The organism is Bradyrhizobium tropiciagri (assembly GCF_018130505.1).
GTDB classification, from domain to species: Bacteria; Pseudomonadota; Alphaproteobacteria; order Rhizobiales; family Xanthobacteraceae; genus Bradyrhizobium; species Bradyrhizobium tropiciagri_B.
This window is the reverse complement of sequence record NZ_JAFCKH010000019.1, coordinates 35,229-57,633: the sequence shown is the minus strand read 5'-3', so window position 1 is coordinate 57,633 and position 22,405 is coordinate 35,229. Positions and strand designations below refer to the sequence as shown.

The following is a 22,405-nucleotide window of genomic DNA, read 5'->3' as shown; positions in this document are numbered from 1 at the left end:
ACGAGCATCTGCCCGTCATTCTTGGCCGGCGGCCGCGGCGCCTTCGGCGGGCGCGGATTGTAGGTGAAGCTCTGCGCGGCAGCCGGCGTGCCGATTTCGATCTCGAGGATCGCAGTACCGATCATGATCGCAACAATTGTGACAAGCCATGCGGCGTTGGCGGCTACGAAAACAATCGTACGTCGCGTGCTCTGCGCGCGCCGCGGAGCGCATCCTGCGATCCAGAACTTCAACGCGGACCTCAATGCGTTTACACCCGACTGCTCGACCGCCAGCAGTCGAATCCACCAGATGCTCCGCGCATCTCGTGCTTCATTGGTTTTGGCGTGCTGTCTTAGCCTGGAATCTCCCGACGTCGATGTCAGACAACCTCAGAAATGCCCCGAACTGTTGCAGATTGTTGCACGGGAGACGGCAGTTTACCCAAGGTTACAAAATCATCCCTCGAAACGGGCTCCACCTGTAATCGGCCTTCTCTATAAGGGGAAATCCGAGCGCGGGTTTGAAAGGAATCCCGGCGTCATGAACGTCGAATCGCATCTTCTTATTGTCGACGACGACAAGGAGCTTTGTTCCCTGTTGTCGAAATTCCTGACCCGACACGGGTACCGCGTTTCGACAGCCCATAACGGTGAGGAGATGGCGTCGATCCTGGACAGCGCGCGCGTCAGCCTCGTGATCCTCGATCTGATGCTGCCGGGGGAGGATGGCCTGGTGCTGTGCCGTCGGGTGCGCGCCACAAGCACGCTGCCGATCATAATGCTCACGGCGATGGGCGACGAGGTGGATCGGATTATCGGCCTTGAAATGGGCGCCGACGATTATCTTGCAAAGGTGGCAAACCCGCGTGAATTGCTCGCCCGCATCCGCGCCGTGCTCCGTCGTGCCGGCCCGCCGGAAATGCTCGGGTCGGCCGATCAAAAGCGTATTCTGGAATTTGCCGGCTGGCGCCTCGACGTGACGCACCGTCAGCTCTACTCCGCCAAGAATGCACTGGTGCCGCTGCGGGCCGCAGAGTTCGATCTGCTTCTTGCGTTCGCGGAACGGCCACAGCGCGTGCTGTCGCGTGATCAGCTTCTGGATCTGTCGCGTGGACGGTCTGCCGGCGTTTTCGACCGCAGCATCGACGTTCAAATCAGCCGACTGCGCCGCAAGATCGAACCTGATCCGAAGGAGCCGAGACTGATCAAGACAGTGCGTAGCGGCGGCTATGTCCTGGCCGCGAATGTCGTCCTGGTGTCGGCATCATGACGATGCTCTCGAGGTTGAACAGCATCGCAGCGCGGATCGCGACCGCGATCGTCTTTTCCATCATCCTCGGGTTGCTCATGATGGTCGGACTTAGCCTGGGGCTCGGCTATTTTGGGTACAGACAAGGTGATAGTGCCGCGCGCAAACACGTCATCATATCGAGGTCCAGCTTCGGCATCATCAATCCGCGGCGCAACGCGACGATGCTTTCGGGCAAGATCGCCTTGATCATACGTTCGGTAGCGTCCGCTCCGCGGTCCGAACGGCGGGCGATCGTCACCGCGATTGCCGATCCTGAAATGCAGGTTGTCCTTGATGCGCCGGCGAGTGTCCGTGCCACCGGCACTGGCGACGACTACGCCGATAACCTCAGCCAGTTGGTTCAAATGCAACTGGACGCACAATGGCCACCTATATCGATCAGCGCGCACGGTGTCCCGGCGAACGACGACCGACCGGCTGACGCCTCGACTGCCAAAGGCATGGCCGTGATTGAAGCCGTATTGCAGGATGGCCAGCGACTAACCTTTGCCGTTCCGCATGACCGCCTGGGTGATCGCAGTGGGCTCATACTGTTCCTGATCTCGATCGCTATTGTCTCGGCACTCGTCTCTGTCTGGATGGCGCGGCGCATAGCTGCGCCGATCAGGGAGTTTGCCGGGGTGGCTGAACGGCTTGGCCTCGACTTGACTGCGCCGCCGCTGGTCGAGCGTGGGCCGCAAGAGATGCGTGCGACGATCCAGGCACTGAACCGCATGCAGTATAGGCTGCAGCGTTTTCTGGAAGATCGAACGCAGATGCTGGCCGCGATCTCGCACGACTTGCGGGCGCCGCTGGCGCGCTTGCGTCTGCGCGCCGAACTGGTTGCTGATGGCGAGCAACAGCGAAAAATGTTCGACGATCTCGATTCCATGAACGCCATGATCGAATCCACTCTGGCCTTTGCGCGCGATGACGCGCGCCAGGAGCCGAGAACGCTCGTCGATCTCGGCGTTCTCGTCGGCGACGTCTGCGAAGACGCGGGTGATTCCGGCTGCGAGGTCACCTATACGTGTCAGCGTGGTATCGACATTTCGTGCCGGCCGACCCCTGTTCGCCGGGCCGTGGCAAACCTGGTCGACAATGCCGTCAAGTATGGCGGCGGCGCGCGCGTCAAGATCGTTCACGCTGTCGACCGCGTCGTGATCGTCGTCGATGACGACGGGCCGGGGATTCCAGCGGAGGACCACGAGAAGGCTTTCGCGCCGTTCTACAGAAGGGAGCCGGCGCGTGACCCGGAGAAAGGAGGCGTCGGCCTGGGCTTAAGCATCGCCCGAACCGTCGCGCGTGAGCATGGTGGCGATGTGACGCTGAAGAACCGCGATACCGGCGGGCTGAGCGCTCTTATCGAACTACCGGTCTAGCGTAGGTCCGGGCTTGTGCGCTCTCCTCCTTCCGCCGCCGAAAAGGCTGGTGACTCGTTGCGAACGGTTGAGGGTAACCCCGCCTTTTCCGCTACTTCGACGCGATCTTGGTCCATTCCTCATGGGCCCGCGTCTTCAGCATGTTCCAGTCCTGGGCCGCGACGTCCCAGTTGACGATGGTGCGGGTCTCCTGCGCGGTCTGCCCGCTCGCGACGCTCGATGTCCGCATGGAATCGACGACATAGACGCCGCAAACCAGCAGCAGCGCACCCAAAATCATTCCAAGAAAGACTCGCATCACAAACCCTCCGGTGTTGATGGCATAACGTCGGGGGAGCGCTGCTGGTTCCGGCGGCGCATCAGTTCCGCCCGAACACCCGCATGACGTAATCGATGAACACGCGGACGCGCGGCGAGAGCTGGCGGTTGCGGGGATAGAGCAGCGACACCGGCACCGACGGCGGCGGGCAGTGCTGCAGCACCGGCACCAGGGTGCCTCGCGCCAGATCGGCTTCGGCGTGGAAGCGCGGCACCTGCACGAGGCCGAGGCCGAGCCTGGCGCTGGCGAGATAGCTTTCCGGGCCGGTCACCGTCATCGGCGCCGGCAGCGGAATCTGTCTGGTCGCGCCGTCGATCATGAACTCCATCGGCCGCACGCGGCCCGTGGTCAGCGAGCGGATGCCGATCATGCGATGGCCGTCGAGCGCGAGCGGATCGGTCGGCATGCCCCAGCGCGCGAAATACTCCGGCGTCGCGCAGGTCAGCCGCTCCAACATCGTCACCTCACGCGCGATCATGTCGCTGTCGGGCAGCTGGCCGAAGCGCAGCACGCAGTCGACGCCCTCGCGGATCAGGTCGACCCAACGGTCGCTCTCGCTCATGCTGATTTCGATGTCGGGGTATTCGGCAAGGAAGCCCGGTAGGTTCGGCAGCAGAAAATGCCGCGCGAGCGTGCCCTGCACCTCGAGCCGCAACAGCCCTCTCGGCTTGGCGCCGCCGAATGCGCCTTCTGCGTCTTCGAGATCTGCGACCAGCGCCAGACAGCGCCGGTAATGCGCCTCGCCGTCAAGGGTCGGGCGCACCGTGCGCGTGGTGCGCTCGAGCAGCCGCACGCCGAGCCGCGCCTCCAGCCCCTTCACCGCATCGGTCACCGTCGAGCGCGGCAGCCCGAGATCGTCGGCGGCCAGTGAAAAACTGCGCCGCTCCACCACGCGGGTGAACACTCGCATCGCATCGAAACGGTCCATTCTATTGTCCGGAGTTCACGAATAGTGATGCCAAAGAATGCATGATTATCCGGATGACGGCAAGGCATAGGGTCACTCCATCGAACGCGGCACCCCCGCACAACCTGATGGAGAACGAAAATGACCAACCAAACCAACAAGGTAGCTCTGGTGACGGGCGGCTCGCGCGGGATCGGCGCGGCAGTTGCCGAACGCCTCGCCAAGGACGGCTTCACCGTCGTCATCAACTATTCCGGCGACGCCAAGCCGGCCGAGGCGGTGGCCGAGCGGATCGAAGCCGCCGGCGGCCGGGCGCTGACCGCGAAGGCCGATGTCAGCGACGCCAATGCGGTGCGCGGCATGTTCGACGCGGCGGAGGCGGCGTTCGGCGGCGTCGATGTGCTGGTCAACAATGCCGGCATCATGAAGCTCGGCCGAATCGCCGACAGCGACGACGCGACGTTCGACCAGCAGGTCGCGGTCAACCTGAAGGGCAGCTTCAACACCATGCGCGAGGCGGCGCGGCGGCTGCGCAGCGGCGGACGCATCGTCAACTTCTCGACCAGCGTGGTTGGCACCAAGCTCGAGACCTACGGCATCTATGTCGCGACCAAGGCGGCGATCGAGTCGCTGACCGCGATCCTTTCCAAGGAGTTGCGTGGCCGCGGCATCACCGTGAACGCCGTCGCGCCCGGCCCGACGGCGACCGATCTGTTCCTGCACGGCAAGTCGGACGAACTGATCGATCGCTTCGCCAAGATGGTGCCGCTGGAGCGGCTCGGCACGCCCGCGGACATCGCCGGCACCGTGTCGTTCCTCGCCGGTCCCGACGGCTCCTGGATCAACGGCCAGACGCTGCGCGCCAATGGCGGCCTGGTCTGACCTCATCACGCCTTCAACCCAGCCTCGCTCACAACTCGAACCACAAGGATATTTGTCATGAAACAGGTCATCGTCATCACCGGCGCATCCAGCGGCTTCGGCCGTCTCACCGCCAATGCGCTCGCCAAGGCCGGCCACACCGTCTACGCCTCGATGCGCCACACCACCGGCCGCAACGCCGCCGCGGTCGCCGACGTCGAGGAGTTCGCCCGCGACAACAAGGTCGATCTGCGCGCGCTCGAGCTCGATGTCGGCTCGCAGGCTTCGGCGGATGCCGCGATCGCCCAGATCGTCGCCGAAGAAGGCCGCCTCGACGTCGTCATGCATAACGCCGGCCACATGGTGTTCGGCCCGGCGGAAGCCTTCACGCCCGAGCAACTCGCCGAGCTGTACGACGTCAACGTGCTCTCGACCCAGCGCGTCAACCGCGCGGCGTTGCCGCAGCTGCGCAAGCAGGGCAGGGGACTTGTGGTCTGGGTGTCGAGCTCCAGCTCGGCCGGCGGCACGCCGCCCTATCTTGCGCCGTATTTCGCGGCGAAGGCCGGCATGGACGCGATGGCGGTGATCTATGCCCGCGAGCTGTCGCGCTGGGGCATCGAGACCTCGATCATCGTGCCCGGCGCCTTCACCGGCGGCACCAACCACTTTGCGCATTCCGGCCGCCCCGCCGACGAGGCACGCGTCGCCGAATATGAAGCAGGTCCCTATGCCGGCTTCGGTGACGAGATCATGAAGGCATTCTCGGCGATCGTCCCCGCGGATGCCGACGCGTCATCGGTCGCCGATGCGATCGTCAAGGTCGTCGACACACCGTTCGGCAAGCGCCCATTCCGCGTCCACATCGATCCGACCCAGGACGGCGCCGAGGTCGCCTTCGCCGTGATCGATCGCGTCCGCAACGAGATGCTGCACCGGGTCGGCTTCTCGGACTTGCTCAAGCCGCGAGTGAACGAGTGAGGTGAGCGGCGGCGCTGTCCTCGTTGCCGCGAGGATAGCGCCGCCCGCATTATCTATCCCCGTCATCCTGAGGTGCGAGCGGAGCGAACCTCGAAGGATCGACGGCCACCAACCGGGCCGATTCATCCATCGAGGCTCGCTCCGCTCGCACCTCAGGATGACGGGCCTGTTGTCGTCGCAAAGAGAGTCCTTAGCCGTCGGCCCTATTCACCATTCAGCCACTGCAGGATCTCCGCGTTGATCTCACGCGGATAGCAGTGGCTGAGGTCGTCGATCTCGCGATAGGTCACCCTGGCGCCGGCGGCGGACAGCAGCCCCTGCGTCTGCCGTGCGGTCTGCACCGGGAACATCCAGTCGAGCTGGCCGTGGGTGATGAAGATGGGGAGGCCGCGGAGCCGTTCGGCGTCGGCCATTTCAGCCATCAGCGGATGGAACGTCGCGGCGACCGGCGCAAGATGGGTGAAGCGCGATGCGCCGTCGAGCCCCGAGACATAGCTGAACGTGCCGCCGTCGCTCATGCCGGTCAGCAGCATGCGCGTCTCGTCGATGTTCCAGCGTTGGCGCGCCTGGCCGAGGATGCGGTTGAGGTTCGGCGTGTCGGTGTCGTTGCCCATCAGCGCCCAGGTCTGGCCGGTCGCGGTCGGCGCGATCAGAATGGCGCCGCGGCTGCGCGCGTCGCGCAGCCAGCTCCACAGGAAGCTGCGGCCGTTGCCGCTGCCGCCATGCAGCGCCATCACCAGCGGCCAGGCGCGGTCCGGCGTGTAATATTCCGGCACGTACATCGAGAAGCCGCCGCGGCCGCCCGGCTCGTTGCCTTCGTGGAAGACGCCGGTGTTGTCGCTAGGTGCGGCGGAAAGCTTCGCCTGCAGCGCAGCGTCCTCGCGCAGCTCAGGCGTCAGGAAGAAGCCGCTGACCGGCGGCCACTCGGTCAGCGGATAGAGCGCTTCCTGCGCCCGCGGCAGATAGCGCAGCGCGCGGAACACGCTGACGAGATCGCCCTGGCCGCTCGCGACTTCGCGCAATCCCGCATAGCCGGCAAGCGCCGCATCGATCGAAGCTTCCAGCGCCGTCCGGATGTGAGAGAATTTCTCCGGCCATTCGGCCAGCCGCGGCTTCACCGCCTGCAGCGCCTCGTCCGGCTCGCCCGCGATCTGCATGACGTTGCCGAACTCCGCGGGGTTGAGATTGCGCGCGACGAAGGCCAGCGATTCCAGCGTCTGCAGCAGCGGCGGCAGCACGGCCACGATGTCGTCCACGACCGCCTCGGTCATCGCTGTCGTCCTTCCTGCCAGATCAGAGCTGTCGCCGCGCTTCGCGCGACGACCTCCCCCGCAAGCGGGAGAGATAAAGAGAGAGCGATCCCTGTGAGCTTCATTGCGCCTAATGCAACCTCGGCGCCTTCAGCAGCTTCATGCGGTCGATCGAGGTCAGCGTGACGTCGAAGGTGACGCCCTCGTGGTAGACGGTGAGCGGCACGTCGACCCCCGCCGAGCCGAGCGACCAGAGCTTGCGATAGAAGCCGGTCTGGCTGGTGATCTTGTCGCCGCCGACCGCGAGGATGACGTCGCCGGTCTTCAGTTCGGCGCGCGCCGCAGGGCCCTTGCTGGCGATGCCGACCACGACGACACGGTTGTCGATCTCGGTGGTGTACATGCCGAGCCACGGCCGCGCCGGCTTGTTGACGCGGCCGAACTTGCGCAGGTCGCCGATCACGGGACCCAGCAGATCGATCGGCACGATCATGTTGACTTTCTCCTCCCGGCCCGAGCGCTCGCGCTCGAGCTGCAGCGAGCCGATGCCGATCAACTCGCCGCTGTCGGAGATCAGGCCGCAGCCGCCCCAGTTCGGATGCGACGGATAGGTGAAGACCGCCTCGTCGAGCAGATACTCCCAGTAGCCGGCGAATTCCTGCTTCGCCACGATCTGGCTTGCGACCGAGCGGGTGCGGCCGCCGGCGCCGCCGACCACGACCTTGTCGCCGACCCGCGTCGCGGCCGACGAGCCGATCGGCAGCGGTTCGATACCGGGCCGGCCGAGTGCCTGCACGAGGCCGAAGCCGGATTCGAAATCGAAGCCGAGCGCATGGCCCTCGACCACGCGGCCGTCGCCGAGATGCAGCCACACCGCTTCGGCCTCGGTGATCAGATAGCCGATCGTCAGCAGCAGCCCGTCGTCGATCAGGACCCCGTTGCCGGCGCGCTCGGTGCCGAGCGTCTCGGCGCTGAAGGCGTCAGATGGAATGATCGAATGCAGCCCGACCACACTCATCAGCGCGCGATCGAGATCGAAGCGGTAATCTTCGGGGCGGGGCTGAAAGGCCGTTGGCACTTTCCATTCGGTCATCGAGGTCATGGAGGGTCTCCGCAGGATCGCACACGTGTGTTCGCGTCAACGCCGCAAGAGGCGAAAAGATCACGGGGTCGGGAACATCGTCCGCTCCCGTCATATATAACAGTGAATTGACGGTTGATCGAGACGGCTGACCGGGCGGTCGCCAGCAGCGCAATCACAAACGCATGTCAGCCGCGCCATTCCCGGAAGTCGCGCCTGACCTTGTCCTCGGCGATTTCGGCCGCCTGGTCCAGCCAGTTACGCTGCTTGCGCCGCCGCTTGAGGTCGTCCTTCAATCGTCCGATCCGGGCTGCGCCGGCCGCATGGATCGAGGCGAGATCGAAGCCCATCGCCTTGATCAGCCTCCGCTGCAGTTTTCGCCCGGCTTCCTCGCCGAGTTCGATCTTGCGGGAATCCGCGGCGATGCGGCGCAGGATGAAACCGTTACGCACACGCAGGAACGGATCCGGCGCCCGATACCGTCCGGTCGCGAGTGTCTTGAAGTTCGATCGCGCGTGTCCGCCTTCGCGATGCGCCCAGCTCCAGGCCGAGGGCACCAGCGCCTTGGCCTCGCGGACGATCTGGCCGCCGCGCCAATAGGCGATCGCGGCATAGCGAGGCCGCCCCAAGCTGCCGCCACCCTTGCGCAGGATGCGCGCAAACCGAATTTCGTTGTGCGCGACGTCGCGCGGCAGACTGGCGCGCAGCGCGGCGGCAATCTGCGGCGGCGGTTTCGCGGCCGGGTAATGCGCGACTTCATCCCAGAATTTCTCCGGCTTGCCTTCGCCCGGCTCGGCATAGGGCCTGAGCCAGGTCTGGCCCTCGAACAGCAACGCAGCTTGCGGATCGTCGAGCCCCTCGCGATAGCCCTCGAGTAGCGCCTCGGCGGTCTCGCGCGCGGTGACCGCCGGCCGCGGTGCGAGGCGCATGCTGGTGGCGAGCCGCACCAGGTCGAGCACATAAGGCATCACGGCGGCCTCGTCGAAATCGTTGACGCCCCATACCAGCCGTCCGTCGGCATCGCGCCAGGTGCCGAAATTCTCCAGATGCAGATCGCCGACCGCGAGCACCCGCGGCGCATCCATCAGCTCCGGGCACCAGTCGCCGATCTTGCGCGCCCAGCGGAAATAGGTCGCGCGAAGGAAGACGAACGGACTCTCTTTCATCAGGACGTGCTTGTAGTCGATGTCCGGCTTGAACATGTCGCACTGCCGGCCGAGCCAGGCTTCGTATGCCTCGTTATCATTGCGAAATGACATGGGGCTCCTGCCTCGGTTGTGGCGCGCCGCGGCTGCGCGATCCTACCTCAGGATGTACTATATACAGATATCTCTCGGATCGCGAGCGGGGTTGTTGCGCCACTTCGCCACCTCTCCCCGCAGGGCGCGGGGAGAGGTGAAGTCAAGCGCTACTCTCCCTTCGCCGCGCGCGCGGGCATGACGCGGAAGGCGCGGTTCTCCTTCATCCACGCCGCGCGCTCGTCGCGCAGCAGGGTGCGGCGGACCTTTCCGGAGTCGTCGCGCGGCGGCGCGCTGACCTGCTCAAAACTCTCCGGATGCTTGTAGCGGCTGAGCCTGTCCTTGAGGAAATCGCCCATGCCGTCGGCAACCGCCTGCGGGTCGGTGCCATCGGCAAGCTCGAGGATCGCGTGCACGCGCTGGCCGAATTCCGGATCGGGCAGGCCGACCACGACGCAGGAACGAACCTGCGGATGCTCGCTCACCGCGGCCTCGACCTCGGCCGGATAGATGTTGGCGCCGCCGCGCAGCACCATGTCGGCGAGGCGGTCGCCGAGATAGAGATAGCCTTCTGCATCGAGGCGTCCGATATCGCCGAGCGATTCCCAACCATCCGGCCGCCGCTTCGGCGCGGCGCCGAGATAGTGATAGGTCGAGCCGGCGCCGTCATGGGGCAGGAAATAGATCTCGCCGGTCTCGCCCGGCGCGACGTCGTTGCCGTCCTCGCCGATGATGCGCAGCTTTGCGGTCTCGCCGATCTTGCCGACCGAGCCCTTGTGCGCCAGCCATTCGACGCCGTTGATCACGCAGGCGCCCTGCCGCTCGGTGCCGCCATAGAGCTCCCAGATCCGCTCCGGCCCGAGCCATTCGATCCATTTCTCCTTGAGCCAGGGCGGCATGGGAGCTGCCATGTGAAATACGATCTGCAGGCTGGAGACGTCGTAGCGGTTGCGCACCTCCTCGGGCAGCGCCCAGATCCGGTGCATCATGGTCGGCACGAAGTTCACCCATTGCACGCGCTCGCGTTCGATCAGCCGCAGCGTCTCCTCGGCGTCGAACTTCACCATGCCGGTGACCCGTCCGCCGCCGAACAGCGCGAAGTGCGAGAGGATGAACGGCGCGTTGTGATAGAGCGGTCCCGGGTTGAGCAGCGAGGTGCCGCGCGCAATGCCGAGCGTCGGCTCGCCCGCGGTGTCGATCACGGCCGGGTTGTGGTCGAGGATCACTTTCGGCCGTCCGGTCGAGCCGCCGCTGGTCATCGCCTTCCAGTAGCGCGCGATCGGCGCATCGAGCGGGTCGCCGGAAAATCCATCCGGCGTGAAATTCGCCGGCAGCGAGTTCGGCGCATTCCAGTCGGCCTCGCCGCCGACCACCAGCGACGGCTTGAGGATGTCGAGCACGGCCGCCGCCTCGCCGCGCGGCAGCCGCCATGACAGCGAGGTCGGCGTCGCGCCGCACTTCCACACCGCAAAGCTGGTCTCGAAGAAGGTATTGCCGTTCGGCAATCCGATCGCGACGAAGTCGCCCGGCTTGACGCCCTTTGCCATGAACGCCCGCGCCCGTGCATTGGCCCGGCGTTCGAGCTCAAGCCAGGTCAGCGCATCCGCGCCGTGGCTGAGCGCAATCGCATCAGCGGGCTTGCGTTCGGCATACCAGCGCGGCACGTCGGCGAGGGGGAGCAGCATGGGGCGTTTCCGTTGAGCGAGGCACGTGACGGCGCTCTTGTTGCAGGGGCGCAGCCGATGCCACGCTTGGCCAGTTCACCAATAGTGCAGCGAAGGAGTCAAGGTCCGGGCCGCCAAAACGACTGGTATCCCGCTGATGGAGCTGCGGAATCCGCCTTTGCTAAAAGCCCCGTCAAGATTCCGGTAAAGTTCAAGCGATCGCGCTAAGGCGGATTTTACGCGCCGGGTTGCAGTGTGCAGGTAGCGCGGTGCGCCGAACGGCTTTGCGGATTCCGCGACGAGCCCGGTGCCCGACGTTCGAAGGATGACGGCGATGGCGAGCAATGGTGCACGGGTCAAGGTCAGTCGCGAGCCGCGGCGCCAGCTCAACAATCGCGTCGCCTGGATCACCGTGGATGACGGCGCGACCGAGAACGAGTGCGCCGTCGCCGACATCTCACCCGGCGGCGCCAAGATCACCACCGAGGTCGAGTTCGACGTCAAGGACCGCCTCGCGCTGACGCTGCTCGCCGACCATTCCAAGCGCTACCCCTGCGAGGTGGTCTGGCGCCGCGGCAAGACCTACGGTCTGAAATTCGTCGTTGCCGAGGCCGAGGCGGAGCCGATTGCGGCGGAGCCTGTCGGCGCGGTCTAGCGCGGCCGCTGCGCGAAAATTCGTAGCCCGGATGGAGCGAAGCGAAATCCGGGAACGCTGTCACACGTTGCACGACTGCCCCGGATTGCGCTGCGCTCCATCCGGGCTACGCACTCACCGTCCCGTCGCGGGATTGGGCGAGGGCGCTCCCGGAGCCGCCGGCGCGGCACTGCCGCCGCCGACGCCGCTCGACGGCGCGACACGCTGGCCGGACCGCATCGGAGGCGGCGTGCCGCCGACGCCGTTCGAAGGCGCCGCGCGGTCGCCCGGCCGCGGTGGCGGCGGGGTGCCTCCCGTGCCCTGGGCGAGAAGCGCGGCTGGTGCGAGCGTGAGGCCGGCGGCGATAATGATGATGGCGAACTGGGTCTTGCGCATTCGCGTGTCCGGATTTGAGCGCACAGCTCGGCGGAAGCAGGATCCGCGATGACTTGTGCAACACGCATCAACGTCGGCAGCACCGGTCCCGTTCCCGCGACAACCCGCTATGTCACTACACACTGGCGTCATCGCCCGGCTCGACCGGGCGATCCAGTACGCCGCGGCCTATCGGCTAAACAACCGCTGTCTCTGGAATACTGGATCGCCCGGTCAAGCCGGGCGATGACACCGCGTTGTTTGGCAAGTGATGCTAAGCGCTGCAAGCCGTGCAACAGGCCTACGGCGTCCACGCCATCTTCAGCACCGCGCGTCCCGAGGTCGGGTTGACGTCCTCGCCGGCATGCACAAACCCGTTGCGTTCGTAGAAGCGGATGGCGCGGGCATTGTCCTTGTTGACCAGCAGCGTGACGCCGTCGGGCGACAGGCGCTTTGCCTCATCGACCAATGCGCTCGCGAGCGGCGAGCCCCAATGTGCGGGGCCGACCACGAGCTGGTCGAGATAGCCCGTCTTGTCGATGGTGACGAAGCCAGTCAGCGCACCGTCCTGCTCGGCAACGACGATCGCCGCCTGCGGCACCAGCTCGCTCCGCCAGCGCTCGCGCCACCATGCGACACGGGCGTTGAAGTCGATCGACGGATAGGCTTGCTGCCAGGTAATCCGCCACAGCTCGATGGCGGCGTCTTCATCCGCGGCGCGATAGGGGCGAAGCTGGAAGCCGCCGGCCACTTAGCGTTCCGTCAGCTTCAGCTCGATGCGGCGGTTGCGCTTGTAGGCCTCTTCGGTCTGCGCGGTGTCGAGCGGCTGGAATTCGGCGAAGCCGGCGGCGACAAGGCGCTGCGCCGGCACGCCGAGCGAGACCAGATACTGCACCACCGAGATCGCGCGCGCCGACGACAGCTCCCAGTTCGACTTGAACAGCGGGCTGTTGATCGGCCGCACGTCGGTGTGGCCGTCGACGCGCAGCACCCAGGCGATCTCGGCCGGGATCTTCTTGTCGAGGTCGATCAGCGCGCTCGCCACGGTGTCGAGCTCGGTCTTGCCTTCGGGCAGCAGCGTCGCCTGGCCGGTCTCGAAGAACACCTCGGACTGGAACACGAAGCGGTCGCCGACGATGCGGATATCCGGGCGGTTGCCGAGGATGGCGCGCAGCCGGCCGAAGAATTCGGAGCGGTAGCGCGACAATTCCTGCACCCGCTGCGCCAGCGCGACGTTGAGGCGTTGGCCGAGATCGGCGATCCGCCCCTGCGATTCCTTGTCGCGCTTCTCGGAGGCGTCGAGCGCCTCTTCCAGTGCGGCGAGCTGGCGGCGCAGCGCGCTGATCTGCTGGTTCAGCACCTCGATCTGCGCCAGCGCGCGCGACGTGACCCCCTTCTCGGATTCCAGCGCCTTGTTCAGCTCGTTGGCGCGGCCCTCCGCGTCGCTGCCGGCACCGGCAAGCCCTTCATAGAGCCCCTTCATGCGGTCGCGCTCGCCCTCGGCGGAAGCGAGCCCGGCGCGCAGCTGCGTCAGCTGGTCGTCGAGGCTGAGCTTGCCGAGCTTCTCCAGCGACAGCAGGTCGTTGAGCTGCGCGATCTTGGCGTTGAGCTGCTCCAGCGCCTTGTCCTTGCCGGTCACTTCCTGCGACAGGAAGAACTGCACCACGAGGAACACCGAGAGCAGGAACACGATCGACAGCACCAGCGTCGACAACGCGTCGACGAAGCCGGGCCAGTAGTTGAAGGCGGATTCACCACGGCGGGAACGGGCGAGGGCCATCAGGCGGCCTCCTTGTCAGCTCTTCTCGGGCTGGCGCGCCAGCCGCTCGAGCAGGCGCTTGATCTCGCGGTTCTGCTCACCCTGGCCATCGGCCCATTCGCGGATCATCTGCTGTTCGGTGCGCATATGCGCCACCAGGCCCTGGATCGCCTCGGCCAGATTGGCCATTGCCGCGGTGGTGCTGCGGGCGCCGCCGCCACCGCCGCCTTCCTCGACTGCGGCGCGCAGCCGCTCGATCGCGCCCTGCAGCTCGGCGCCGCCGGCAGCGACGCCTTCGCCGGAAATGCCGCGCACCGTGGTGGCGAGCCAGTCCTCGAGGTCGGTGTAGAAGCGGTTCTGCGCCTGGCTCGACTGCAGGTCGAGGAAGCCGAGGATCAGCGAGCCGGCGAGGCCGAACAGTGAGGACGAGAACGAGATGCCCATGCCGCCGAGCGGGGCGGCGAGGCCCTCCTTCAGCGTGTCGAACAGAGCCCCGGAATCGCCGCCGACCTTCAGACCGTCGATCACCTTGCCGACCGAGCCGACGGTTTCGATCAAGCCCCAGAAGGTGCCGAGCAGGCCGAGAAACACCAGCAGCCCGGTCATGTAGCGCGAGATGTCGCGCGCCTCGTCGAGGCGGGTCGCGATCGAATCCAGCAGATGCCGCATGGTCTGCTGCGAGATCGACATCCGCCCGCTGCGCTCGCCGCCGAGGATCGCGGCCATCGGGGCGAGCAGCGTCGGCCGGCGGTCGATCGCAAGCCCGGGATCGGCGACGCGGAAATTATTGACCCAGGCGACCTCCGGGTAGAGCCGGATCACCTGGCGGAACGCCAGGATGATGCCGATCAGCAGCACCGCGCCGATCAGGGCGTTCAGCCCCGGATTGGCGAAGAAGGCGGTGATGATCTGCTTGTAGAGCACCACCCCGATCAGGCCGCAGAGCACCAGGAAGACCAGCATCCGGACCAGGAAGATCCGCGGCGAGGACAATTTGCTCAGTTCGATCTCCATATCGGAGCGGGAAGGGGGCATTGCCGATCATCCGTTCGCGAAGGCCGCATCTGCCGGCAATATGGCACAGCGGTTGAGGGAGGAAAGTGAGGAAAGGAAAATCCTGTGTCTGAACGACAGAACCTTTGGTTGAAGCGGTCTGTTCGGCGCGCGTGTGCAAGGATATTCCGGCCTTGCCGACCGTGCAGGCGGCGATCCGTCAGCCGGCACCGCCGGCTTCGCCGAGCCGCACTGCCCGGACGTGATGAACGGGCTCGGCGGTGATTCGGTCCCGCTGGGCGCAGTGCCCGGCCTCGGCCTCGAGCCGGTCCAAATCGCGCTTTTCCGCGCATGCATTGCTTAACTTAGTCCAATAGCCTGCGATGGAACCCGCTCACAATGCGGTGAGTCCTGAAAAGTTGCCGCAACTTCAGTGCGATAGACTTGTGTGACATTGAGCCGCCCAAAAACGCATTGCGTCGCAGCAACGAGATTTTATTTTTGAGGCACCAACAGTGCGGCGTCGTGGTGATGCCGCTGTTCGTTTGTTCAAACCTGATCAGGGGCAGCAATCTCGATGTCTGGACTTCGCGCGCAATCGGCATGCATTGCGTTGATGCTGCTCGCCATCGCGCCCACGCTTGCCGGCTGCGATGAGCCGAATACCGCAACCGCCGCCGTACAAGCAGCACCCGAGCCGGACGTCAGCATTGTTACCGTGAAACCGCAGTCGCGCGCGATGGTGCGCGAATTGCCGGGCCGTATCGCGCCGACCCGGGTGTCCGAGGTGCGTCCGCGCGTCTCCGGCATCATCGTCAACCGCATGTTCCACCAGGGCAGCGAGGTGAAGGTCGGCGATCCGCTTTACCAGATCGACCCGCGCCCGTTCGAAGTCGACCTGCAATCGGCCGAGGCTGCGCTGTCGCGCGCCAAGGCGGTGCAGGAGCAGGCCTCGCTGCAGGCCCGCCGCGTCGCCAGCCTGACCCACCAGCGCGCCGCGCCGGAGGCCGAGAACGAGAAGGCGATCGCGACGCTGAAGCAGGCCGACGCCGACGTTCAGGGCCGTGAGGCCGAGGTCGCACGTGCCAAGCTCAACCTCGACTACGCCACCATCCGCGCGCCGATCGACGGCACCATCGGTGCTGCGCTGGTCTCGGAAGGCGCGCTGGTCGTGCAGAACGATGCATCCAGCCTTGCGACCATCCAGCAGCTCGACCCGATCTATGCCGACTTCCAGCAGTCGGTCACCGAGCTGAACCAGCTGCGCCGCGCCTTCGAGAACGGCGACCTCGAACGCATCGCGTCCGACGCGATGAAGGTCCGCCTCGTGCTCGATGACGGCGCGATTTATCCGGTGCCGGGCAAGCTGTTGTTCTCCGACGCCAAGGTCGACGCCTATACCGGGCAGGTGACGTTGCGCGGCGAGTTCCCGAACCCGAACCGCATCCTGCTGCCGGGCATGTATGTCCGCGTGCTGATCGAGCAGGGCATCGACAGCGACGCCATCGCCGTGCCGCAGCAAGCGATCCAGCGCAATGGCGGCGGCGGCAGCGAGGTGTTCGTCGTCAAGGCCGACAATCACGTCGCGGTCCAGCCGGTGCGCACCGGCTCGCTGCAGGGCGGCTACTGGTTCATCACCGAGGGCCTGAAGGCCGGCGACAAGGTCGTCGTCGAGGGCTTCCAGAAATTCGCTGCCGGCGACAAGGTCCGGCCGCAGGCCTGGCGCGAAATCGACGCCGCTGCAGCACCCACGGACACGCAGCAAGCCGCGCACGCGGTGCGGTGATCTACCATGCCTAACTTCTTCATCGACAGGCCGATCTTCGCCTGGGTCGTCGCGCTGTTCATCTGTCTGGTCGGTGCGATCTCGATCCCGCTGCTCGCGGTCGCGCAATATCCGATCATCGCGCCGCCCTCGATCTCGATCTCGACCAGCTATCCCGGCGCCTCGCCGGAGAACCTCTACAACAGCGTGACGCGGCTGATCGAGGAGGAGCTCAACGGCGCCGCCAACATCCTGAACTTCGAATCGACCTCCGACTCGCTCGGCCAGGTCGAGATCATCGCCAACTTCAAGCCCGGCACCGACACCAGCCAGGCCTCGGTCGAAGTGCAGAACCGCCTCAAGCGCGTCGAGGCGCGGCTGCCGCGCGCCGTGATCCAGCAGGGCATCCTGGTCGAGGAAGCCTCCTCGGCCGTGCTGCAGATCATCACGCTGAATTCGACCGACGGCAGCCTGGACGAAGTCGGCCTCGGCGACTTCATGATCCGCAACGTGCTGGGCGAGGTCCGCCGCATCCCCGGCGTTGGCCGCGCCACGCTGTATTCGACCGAGCGCTCACTGCGCATTTGGATCGATCCGGCCAAGCTGGTCGGCTTCGGCCTGTCCGCCGACGACGTCAACAAGGCGATCACGGCGCAGAACGCCCAGGTCGCCTCGGGAAGCATCGGCGCCGAGCCGAGCACCGACAGCCAGAAGATCTCCGCGCAGGTGCTGGTCAAGGGCCAGCTCTCCTCGCCCGACGAGTTCGGCGCGATCATCCTGCGCGCCAATGCCGACGGTTCGACCGTGCGGTTGCGCGACGTCGCGCGGATCGAGGTCGGCGGTCTCAGCTACCAGTTCAACACCCGCCTCGACGGCAAGCCGACTGCCGGTCTGTCGGTGCTGCTGTCGCCGAAGGGCAACGCGCTGGCGACCGCGAGCGCGGTCGAGGCCAAGATGAAGGAGCTGTCGCGCTTCTTCCCGGCCAATATCAGTTACGAGATCCCCTACAACATCACGCCCGTCGTGAAGGCCTCGATCGAGAAGGTCCTGATGACGCTGGTCGAGGCCGTAGTGCTGGTGTTCGTCGTGATGTTCCTGTTCCTGCAGAACATCCGCTACACCATCATTCCGACCATCGTGGTTCCGGTGGCGCTGCTCGGCGCCTGCGCAACGCTGATGATCGTGGGCTTCTCGATCAACATGCTGACCATGTTCGGCATGGTACTGGCAGTCGGCATCCTGGTCGACGACGCCATCGTCGTGGTCGAGAACGTCGAGCGCATCATGGCCGAAGAAGGCCTGCCGCCGAAGGAAGCGACCAAGAAGGCGATGTCGCAGATCACCGGCGCGATCATCGGCATCACGCTGGTGCTGATGGCGGTGTTCGTGCCGATGGCGTTCTTCCCCGGCTCGGTCGGCATCATCTACCGCCAGTTCTCGGTCACCATGGTTGCGGCGATCGCGTTCTCGGCGCTGCTGGCGCTGTCGCTGACGCCGGCGCTGTGCGCGACGCTGCTCAAGCCGGTGCAGAAGGGCCACGGCCATGCCCGCAAGGGCGTGTTCGGCTGGTTCAACCGCGTGCTCGACAAGAGCCGCGACGGCTATACGCGCACCGTGCAGGGCGGGCTGAAGCGCACCGGCCGGCTGATGGCGATCTACGCCGTGCTGTTCATCGCCGTGGGCTGGGGCTTCGTGCGGCTGCCCGGCGGCTTCCTCCCGGTCGACGACCAGGGCTTCATCACCACCGACGTGCAGACGCCGTCCGAATCGTCGTATGCGCGTACCGAGGCGGCGGTCGAGAAGGTCGAGAAGTACCTGCTCGAGCGCGCCGGCATCGAGAACGTGACGTTCCTCACCGGCTTCAGCTTCCTCGGCCAGGGCATGAACACCGCGCAGGCCTTCATCACGTTGAAGGACTGGTCGGAGCGCGGCCCGAAGGATTCCGCGGCCGCGATCGTCGCCGACATCAACCGCGACCTGTCGTCGATCCGCGACGCCAGGATCTCGGCGCTGCAGCCGCCGCCGATCGACAACCTCGGCAACTCCTCCGGCTTCTCGTTCCGCCTGCAGGACCGCGGCCAGAAGGGCTATGCGGCGCTGATCGCCGCATCCGATCGTCTGGTGACCGAAGCCAACGCCAGCCCGGTGCTGCAGAAGGTCTATGTCGAAGGCCTGCCGCCGGCGCCGCAGGTCAATCTGGTGATCGATCGCGAGAAGGCGGGCGCGTTCGGCGTCACTTTCGAGGACATCAACAACACGATCTCGACCAATCTCGGTTCGAACTACATCAACGACTTCCCGAACCGCGGGCGCATGCAGCGCGTCATCGTGCAGGCCGACAAGACCAGCCGCATGAACGCGGATGACATCCTCAATTACAATGTCAAGAACAGCCGCGGCCAGCTGGTGCCATTCTCGGCCTTCGCCACCGTCGAGTGGACCAAGGGGCCGACGCAGATTGCCGGCTTCAACTACTATCCGGCGGTGCGCATCTCCGGCGAGGCGCGGCCCGGCTTCACCTCGGGCGACGCGATCGCCGAGATGGAGCGGCTCGCCGACAAGCTGCCGCGCGGCTTCGGCTATGAGTGGACCGGCCAGTCGCTGCAGGAGAAGCTGTCGGGCTCGCAGGCGCCGTTCCTGCTGGCGCTCTCGGTGCTGGTGGTGTTCCTGCTGCTCGCCGCGCTTTATGAGAGCTGGACCATCCCGCTCGCGGTGCTGCTGACGATTCCGCTCGGCATTCTCGGCGCCGTGGTGGCGGCGACGATGCGCGGCCTGTCCAACGACGTCTATTTCACCGTCGGCCTGATCACCATCATCGGTCTCGCCGCCAAGGACGCGATCCTGATCATCGAGTTCGCCAAGGATCTGCGCGCGCAGGGCAAGCCGCTCGTCGAGGCGACGATCGAGGCGTGCAGTCTGCGTTTCCGCCCGATCCTGATGACCGGTCTTGCCTTCGTCTGCGGCGTGCTGCCGATGGCGATCGCGACCGGCGCCGGCGGCGCCAGCCAGCAGGCGCTCGGCACCTCAGTGATGGGCGGCATGATCGCCGTCGTGATCCTCGCTCTGCTGCTCGTCCCGGTGTTCTTCGTCAGCGTCCAGCGCGTGCTGGGCGGCGACCGAGAGAAGGTCGCGGAGACGGTCGAAGCGCATGGCCCGCCCGCGCCGGCCAAGGAAGCGCACTAAGACTGGGCCGGTCTGGATTGAATCAGGACCGGCTTGCTTTCGCCGGTTGAGCAATCCAGATTGCATCTCTGGATTGAACGGGGGGCGTGCAGGCAACCCGCGGACTGAGAGCATGTGATGCGCCCGACCGACATCGCGATTTCGAACTATCGCTCCATTCGGCGGCTCTCGATGCCAATTCAACCCCTGTCCGTATTCGTCGGCGAAAATGGGGTGGGCAAATCCAATCTCTACAAATCCCTGTCATTGCTGCGCGACGCGGCGACCGGCCGGATCACCCGTACGATCGCCGACGAAGGCGGATTGAACTCCGTCTTCTGGTCTGGCCCGCGCAAGCGCGGCGACGATGCGCGACTGCGGCTTGCGGCAAGTTTCGACCACATCGGCTATTCCATCGAGCTGGGATTTCCATTCGGAAAACTTGATGGAAGCGTTGCGAACCGAGAGTTCGGCCCCGCTTCGCCGGGTGATCAAGGTGAGGGGTGCCACGGCCATCGAAGGCCTGACCGTGGCCGGCGAATTTCGCGATACGCAACCCGACGATGGCGAGCCTGACGATGACGCCGCCTAGCCGCGGCAGATCGAGCCGTTGCGCTACTGCCCCAGCGGCCGCAGGATCTTGATCAGCTCGCCGTGCACGAACTCGTTGCCGCAGACGACGTGGCCGGTCTGCAGCGGGTCGTCATTGCCCTGGATGCCGGAGACGGTGCCGCCGGCCTCGCGCACCATGATCTGGCCGGCCGCGATGTCCCAGGGTTGCAGGTTGCGCTCCCAATAGCCGTCGAGCCGGCCGGCGGCGACGAAGGCGAGATCGAGCGAGGCGGCGCCGAAGCGGCGGAAGCCCGCGACCTTGGTCTGCAGCGTGGCCATCTCCTGCAGCGCCAACTGGTGATTGCCGCGGCCGATATGCGGCAGGCCACAGGCGATCACGCATTCGTCGAGCTGGCGGCGGCCGGCGACGCGCAGCCGCTGGTCGTTGAGGAACGCGCCCTTGCCGCGCTCGGCGATGTAGAGCTCGTCATTGGCGGGATTGTAGATCACGCCCGCGATCACCGTGCCCTCGCGCGCCAAGCCGATCGAGATCGCGAATTGCGGGATGCCGTGCAGGAAGTTGGTGGTGCCGTCGAGCGGGTCGACGATCCAGGTGTGGCTCTTGTCGGAGCCTTCGCGCTTGCCGCCTTCCTCGCCGTGGAAGCCGTAGCCCGGCCGGGCCTTCTCGAGGTCGGTGTAGAGCATCTCTTCGGCGCGCTTGTCGGCGAGCGAGACGAAATTCGCCGGTCCCTTCAGCGAGACCTGGAGATGCTCGATCTCGCCGAGGTCGCGCTTGAGGCTGCGGCCGGCGCGCCGCGCGGCCTTGACCATGACATTGATGAGGGCGGAGTAGAGCATGATGGGAAGCTTGTGACTCTGGAACGTTGGAAGTGGGTCAGGCAGCGCAGGAGGTGTGCACCCGTCATCCTGAGGAGCGCGGCACGCGCGTCTCGAAGGATCGACGGCCCGGTCCGGGGCCGTGCATCCTTCGAGGCTCGCTCCGCTCGCACCTCAGGATGACGGGCGAAAAGAGAGCGTCGAGGCTGTCCGAGGTTTCCGGGACTGGGTGCCCTCTGAAGGAGGCGCCGTCAAGGCGTCATTTGGCGTTGCGGCCGATCCATTTCCGGGCGGCTGCCTCGGCCTTGGCGCGATCGTCCGGGCTCATATCGGCGAGGATATCGTCCAGATCCGGGTCGCCCTTGCCGCCGCTTTTGGCCACGAGGTGCCATTTCAGGGCCTCGACCTTGTCGACCGGCGCGCCCTGGCCGGTCGCCAGCACGTGGGCGAGGCGGTTTTGCGCGATCGCGCTGTTCTGCCGCGCCGCCTTGCGCAGCATCGCCACAGCGGCGGGGATGTTCCGCGGCGTGCCGGTGCCGTTGTAGAGCGCGATGGCATATTCGACCTCGGCATCGACATTGTCGGCCAGCGAGGCGGCCTGCAGCAGCCGAACCGCCTTTTCGAGGTCCTTGGGCACCCCGGTGCCTTCCTTGTAGAAGGTCGCGAGCGCGTATTGCGCCTCGGGACTGCCGGCGTCGGCGGCCATGCGCAACAGCTCGGCGGAGCGCCTGAGGTCCTGCGGCAGGGTCTGGCCGTCGAGATACAGCAGCGCAAGATTATAGGCCGCCTTGGGCTCGCCGAGCTTGGCCGACGAGGCCAGCAGCTTGACCGCGGCGTCCTTGTCGACCGGGCCGCCGCGGCCGGCGATCTTCATCATGGCGAGCGCGAACATCGCCTCGCGGTCGCCGCCGTCGACGGCGCGCTTGTACCAGGCGTCGGCCTTGACGTAGTCGCGCTTGACGCCGAGCCCGTTGGCATAGAGCTCGCCCAGCATCGTCATTGCCTTGGGATCGTTATTGTTCTGCGCGCGCGCGGTGGCGAGGTCGAACGCCGTCTTGTACATGCCGCGCTGATAGGCGCCGTAGACGAGGTCGACATTGGGGTCGTCGACGGCCTGGGTCGGCGTCGGCGATGGCGTCGGGGTGGGCGTTGCCGCGGCGGCCGGCTTCGGCGCGGGCTTCTTGGCGACCGGCGAATGCACCTTCGGCTTGCTCTCCTGCGACTTGTTCTCCTGCGGCTTGCTCTCCTTCGGCGCCTCCTTCTTCGCCGGCGGCGTCTGGGCCGGTGGCGTGATCGAGAGCTGCGCCATCGCGCCGCTCGCCAGCATCGTGCAGCCGAGCGCAACACTTATCGGACGCAGGCGCTTCATTCCGGCG

19 protein-coding genes and 1 pseudogene are annotated in these 22,405 nt (G+C 65.9%); 8 read left to right on the top strand and 12 right to left on the bottom strand.

The annotated features are described in order from the left end of the window. Positions 1–522 precede the first annotated feature (522 nt). Together JQ633_RS34205 and JQ633_RS34200 are read left to right on the top strand one after the other, a co-directional pair. Complete coding sequence (locus JQ633_RS34205) at positions 523–1,251, top strand: response regulator (RefSeq protein ID WP_211990233.1); 729 nt, start codon at positions 523–525, stop codon at positions 1,249–1,251. After that, positions 1,248–2,654: an ATP-binding protein gene (locus tag JQ633_RS34200; RefSeq protein WP_249159864.1), complete on the top strand. Its 1,407-nt coding sequence runs from the start codon at positions 1,248–1,250 to the stop codon at positions 2,652–2,654. Before JQ633_RS34205 ends, JQ633_RS34200 begins: the two co-directional genes overlap by 4 nt. Before the next feature lie 91 nt (positions 2,655–2,745). Here the strand turns inward: JQ633_RS34200 and JQ633_RS34195 are convergent, their stop codons facing one another. Beyond that, entirely contained in the window at positions 2,746–2,952 is a 207-nt protein-coding gene (locus JQ633_RS34195; protein ID WP_211990232.1) for a hypothetical protein, read from the bottom strand. 61 nt (positions 2,953–3,013) lie between these two features. After that, positions 3,014–3,901, bottom strand: coding sequence for a LysR family transcriptional regulator (locus tag JQ633_RS34190; RefSeq protein WP_211990231.1), 888 nt, complete (start codon positions 3,899–3,901; stop codon positions 3,014–3,016). A gap of 120 nt (positions 3,902–4,021) precedes the next feature. On the opposite strand from JQ633_RS34190, the gene JQ633_RS34185 reads away from it, so the two are divergent. Together JQ633_RS34185 and JQ633_RS34180 are read left to right on the top strand one after the other, a co-directional pair. Continuing rightward, entirely contained in the window at positions 4,022–4,762 is a 741-nt protein-coding gene (locus tag JQ633_RS34185; protein WP_211990230.1) for an SDR family oxidoreductase, read from the top strand. 57 nt (positions 4,763–4,819) lie between these two features. After that, positions 4,820–5,719, top strand: coding sequence for an SDR family oxidoreductase (locus JQ633_RS34180; RefSeq protein ID WP_211990229.1), 900 nt, complete (start codon positions 4,820–4,822; stop codon positions 5,717–5,719). A 203-nt stretch (positions 5,720–5,922) separates the two neighbouring features. On the opposite strand, the gene JQ633_RS34175 is transcribed toward JQ633_RS34180, so the two are convergent. From JQ633_RS34175 to JQ633_RS34160, 4 genes are all read right to left on the bottom strand, one after another. Beyond that, complete coding sequence (locus JQ633_RS34175) at positions 5,923–6,990, bottom strand: phospholipase (RefSeq protein ID WP_211990228.1); 1,068 nt, start codon at positions 6,988–6,990, stop codon at positions 5,923–5,925. A 109-nt stretch (positions 6,991–7,099) separates the two neighbouring features. Continuing rightward, complete coding sequence (locus tag JQ633_RS34170; RefSeq protein ID WP_211990227.1) at positions 7,100–8,071, bottom strand: S1C family serine protease; 972 nt, start codon at positions 8,069–8,071, stop codon at positions 7,100–7,102. Positions 8,072–8,238: 167 nt separating this feature from the next. Continuing rightward, positions 8,239–9,309, bottom strand: coding sequence for a DUF2252 family protein (locus tag JQ633_RS34165; RefSeq protein WP_211990226.1), 1,071 nt, complete (start codon positions 9,307–9,309; stop codon positions 8,239–8,241). Between the two features lie 149 nt (positions 9,310–9,458). Further along, positions 9,459–10,973: an AMP-binding protein gene (locus tag JQ633_RS34160; protein WP_211990225.1), complete on the bottom strand. Its 1,515-nt coding sequence runs from the start codon at positions 10,971–10,973 to the stop codon at positions 9,459–9,461. 313 nt (positions 10,974–11,286) lie between these two features. Here JQ633_RS34160 and JQ633_RS34155 point away from each other — a divergent pair, with 313 nt between their 5' ends. Further along, entirely contained in the window at positions 11,287–11,607 is a 321-nt protein-coding gene (locus JQ633_RS34155) for a PilZ domain-containing protein (protein ID WP_211990224.1), read from the top strand. A 114-nt stretch (positions 11,608–11,721) separates the two neighbouring features. On the opposite strand, the gene JQ633_RS34150 is transcribed toward JQ633_RS34155, so the two are convergent. The 4 genes from JQ633_RS34150 to JQ633_RS34135 all read right to left on the bottom strand — a co-directional run bounded on the left by JQ633_RS34150 (position 11,722) and on the right by JQ633_RS34135 (position 14,755). After that, on the bottom strand, positions 11,722–11,982 hold the full coding sequence (locus tag JQ633_RS34150) for a hypothetical protein (RefSeq protein WP_211990223.1): 261 nt from the start codon (positions 11,980–11,982) through the stop codon (positions 11,722–11,724). A 280-nt stretch (positions 11,983–12,262) separates the two neighbouring features. Continuing rightward, on the bottom strand, positions 12,263–12,712 hold the full coding sequence (locus JQ633_RS34145; protein WP_211990222.1) for a GNAT family N-acetyltransferase: 450 nt from the start codon (positions 12,710–12,712) through the stop codon (positions 12,263–12,265). Further along, on the bottom strand, positions 12,713–13,741 hold the full coding sequence (locus JQ633_RS34140) for a peptidoglycan -binding protein (protein ID WP_211990221.1): 1,029 nt from the start codon (positions 13,739–13,741) through the stop codon (positions 12,713–12,715). A gap of 15 nt (positions 13,742–13,756) precedes the next feature. Beyond that, positions 13,757–14,755, bottom strand: a complete 999-nt coding sequence (locus JQ633_RS34135) for a flagellar motor protein MotA (protein WP_211990220.1) — start codon at positions 14,753–14,755, stop codon at positions 13,757–13,759. 535 nt (positions 14,756–15,290) lie between these two features. On the opposite strand from JQ633_RS34135, the gene JQ633_RS34130 reads away from it, so the two are divergent. From JQ633_RS34130 to JQ633_RS34120, 3 genes and pseudogenes are all read left to right on the top strand, one after another. After that, positions 15,291–16,499, top strand: coding sequence for an efflux RND transporter periplasmic adaptor subunit (locus JQ633_RS34130; protein ID WP_211990219.1), 1,209 nt, complete (start codon positions 15,291–15,293; stop codon positions 16,497–16,499). Positions 16,500–16,505: 6 nt separating this feature from the next. Beyond that, a complete protein-coding gene (locus JQ633_RS34125; RefSeq protein WP_211990218.1) occupies positions 16,506–19,661 on the top strand; it encodes a multidrug efflux RND transporter permease subunit in 3,156 nt (1,051 codons plus the stop codon). A 117-nt stretch (positions 19,662–19,778) separates the two neighbouring features. Further along, a pseudogene (locus tag JQ633_RS34120) lies at positions 19,779–20,072 on the top strand (AAA family ATPase); the annotation flags it as partial. A gap of 183 nt (positions 20,073–20,255) precedes the next feature. Here the strand turns inward: JQ633_RS34120 and JQ633_RS34115 are convergent. Continuing rightward, a complete protein-coding gene (locus JQ633_RS34115) occupies positions 20,256–21,050 on the bottom strand; it encodes an inositol monophosphatase family protein (protein ID WP_211990217.1) in 795 nt (264 codons plus the stop codon). Between the two features lie 238 nt (positions 21,051–21,288). Continuing rightward, the gene (locus JQ633_RS34110; RefSeq protein WP_211990216.1) at positions 21,289–22,398 is read right to left on the bottom strand and encodes a tetratricopeptide repeat protein; all 1,110 of its coding nucleotides are present in this window, start codon (positions 22,396–22,398) and stop codon (positions 21,289–21,291) included. Positions 22,399–22,405 lie beyond the last annotated feature (7 nt).

Excerpts from the sequence above, each read along its gene's own strand:
- JQ633_RS34205 (WP_211990233.1), top strand. The coding sequence starts at position 523 with ATGAACGTCGAATCGCATCTTCTTATTGTCGACGACGACAAGGAGCTT.
- JQ633_RS34200 (WP_249159864.1), top strand. The coding sequence starts at position 1,248 with ATGACGATGCTCTCGAGGTTGAACAGCATCGCAGCGCGGATCGCGACC.
- JQ633_RS34195 (WP_211990232.1), bottom strand. The coding sequence starts at position 2,952 with ATGCGAGTCTTTCTTGGAATGATTTTGGGTGCGCTGCTGCTGGTTTGC.
- JQ633_RS34190 (WP_211990231.1), bottom strand. The coding sequence starts at position 3,901 with ATGGACCGTTTCGATGCGATGCGAGTGTTCACCCGCGTGGTGGAGCGG.
- JQ633_RS34185 (WP_211990230.1), top strand. The coding sequence starts at position 4,022 with ATGACCAACCAAACCAACAAGGTAGCTCTGGTGACGGGCGGCTCGCGC.
- JQ633_RS34180 (WP_211990229.1), top strand. The coding sequence starts at position 4,820 with ATGAAACAGGTCATCGTCATCACCGGCGCATCCAGCGGCTTCGGCCGT.
- JQ633_RS34175 (WP_211990228.1), bottom strand. The coding sequence starts at position 6,990 with ATGACCGAGGCGGTCGTGGACGACATCGTGGCCGTGCTGCCGCCGCTG.
- JQ633_RS34170 (WP_211990227.1), bottom strand. The coding sequence starts at position 8,071 with ATGACCTCGATGACCGAATGGAAAGTGCCAACGGCCTTTCAGCCCCGC.
- JQ633_RS34165 (WP_211990226.1), bottom strand. The coding sequence starts at position 9,309 with ATGTCATTTCGCAATGATAACGAGGCATACGAAGCCTGGCTCGGCCGG.
- JQ633_RS34160 (WP_211990225.1), bottom strand. The coding sequence starts at position 10,973 with ATGCTGCTCCCCCTCGCCGACGTGCCGCGCTGGTATGCCGAACGCAAG.
- JQ633_RS34155 (WP_211990224.1), top strand. The coding sequence starts at position 11,287 with ATGGCGAGCAATGGTGCACGGGTCAAGGTCAGTCGCGAGCCGCGGCGC.
- JQ633_RS34150 (WP_211990223.1), bottom strand. The coding sequence starts at position 11,982 with ATGCGCAAGACCCAGTTCGCCATCATCATTATCGCCGCCGGCCTCACG.
- JQ633_RS34140 (WP_211990221.1), bottom strand. The coding sequence starts at position 13,741 with ATGGCCCTCGCCCGTTCCCGCCGTGGTGAATCCGCCTTCAACTACTGG.
- JQ633_RS34135 (WP_211990220.1), bottom strand. The coding sequence starts at position 14,755 with ATGCCCCCTTCCCGCTCCGATATGGAGATCGAACTGAGCAAATTGTCC.
- JQ633_RS34130 (WP_211990219.1), top strand. The coding sequence starts at position 15,291 with ATGTCTGGACTTCGCGCGCAATCGGCATGCATTGCGTTGATGCTGCTC.
- JQ633_RS34125 (WP_211990218.1), top strand. The coding sequence starts at position 16,506 with ATGCCTAACTTCTTCATCGACAGGCCGATCTTCGCCTGGGTCGTCGCG.
- JQ633_RS34115 (WP_211990217.1), bottom strand. The coding sequence starts at position 21,050 with ATGCTCTACTCCGCCCTCATCAATGTCATGGTCAAGGCCGCGCGGCGC.
- JQ633_RS34110 (WP_211990216.1), bottom strand. The coding sequence starts at position 22,398 with ATGAAGCGCCTGCGTCCGATAAGTGTTGCGCTCGGCTGCACGATGCTG.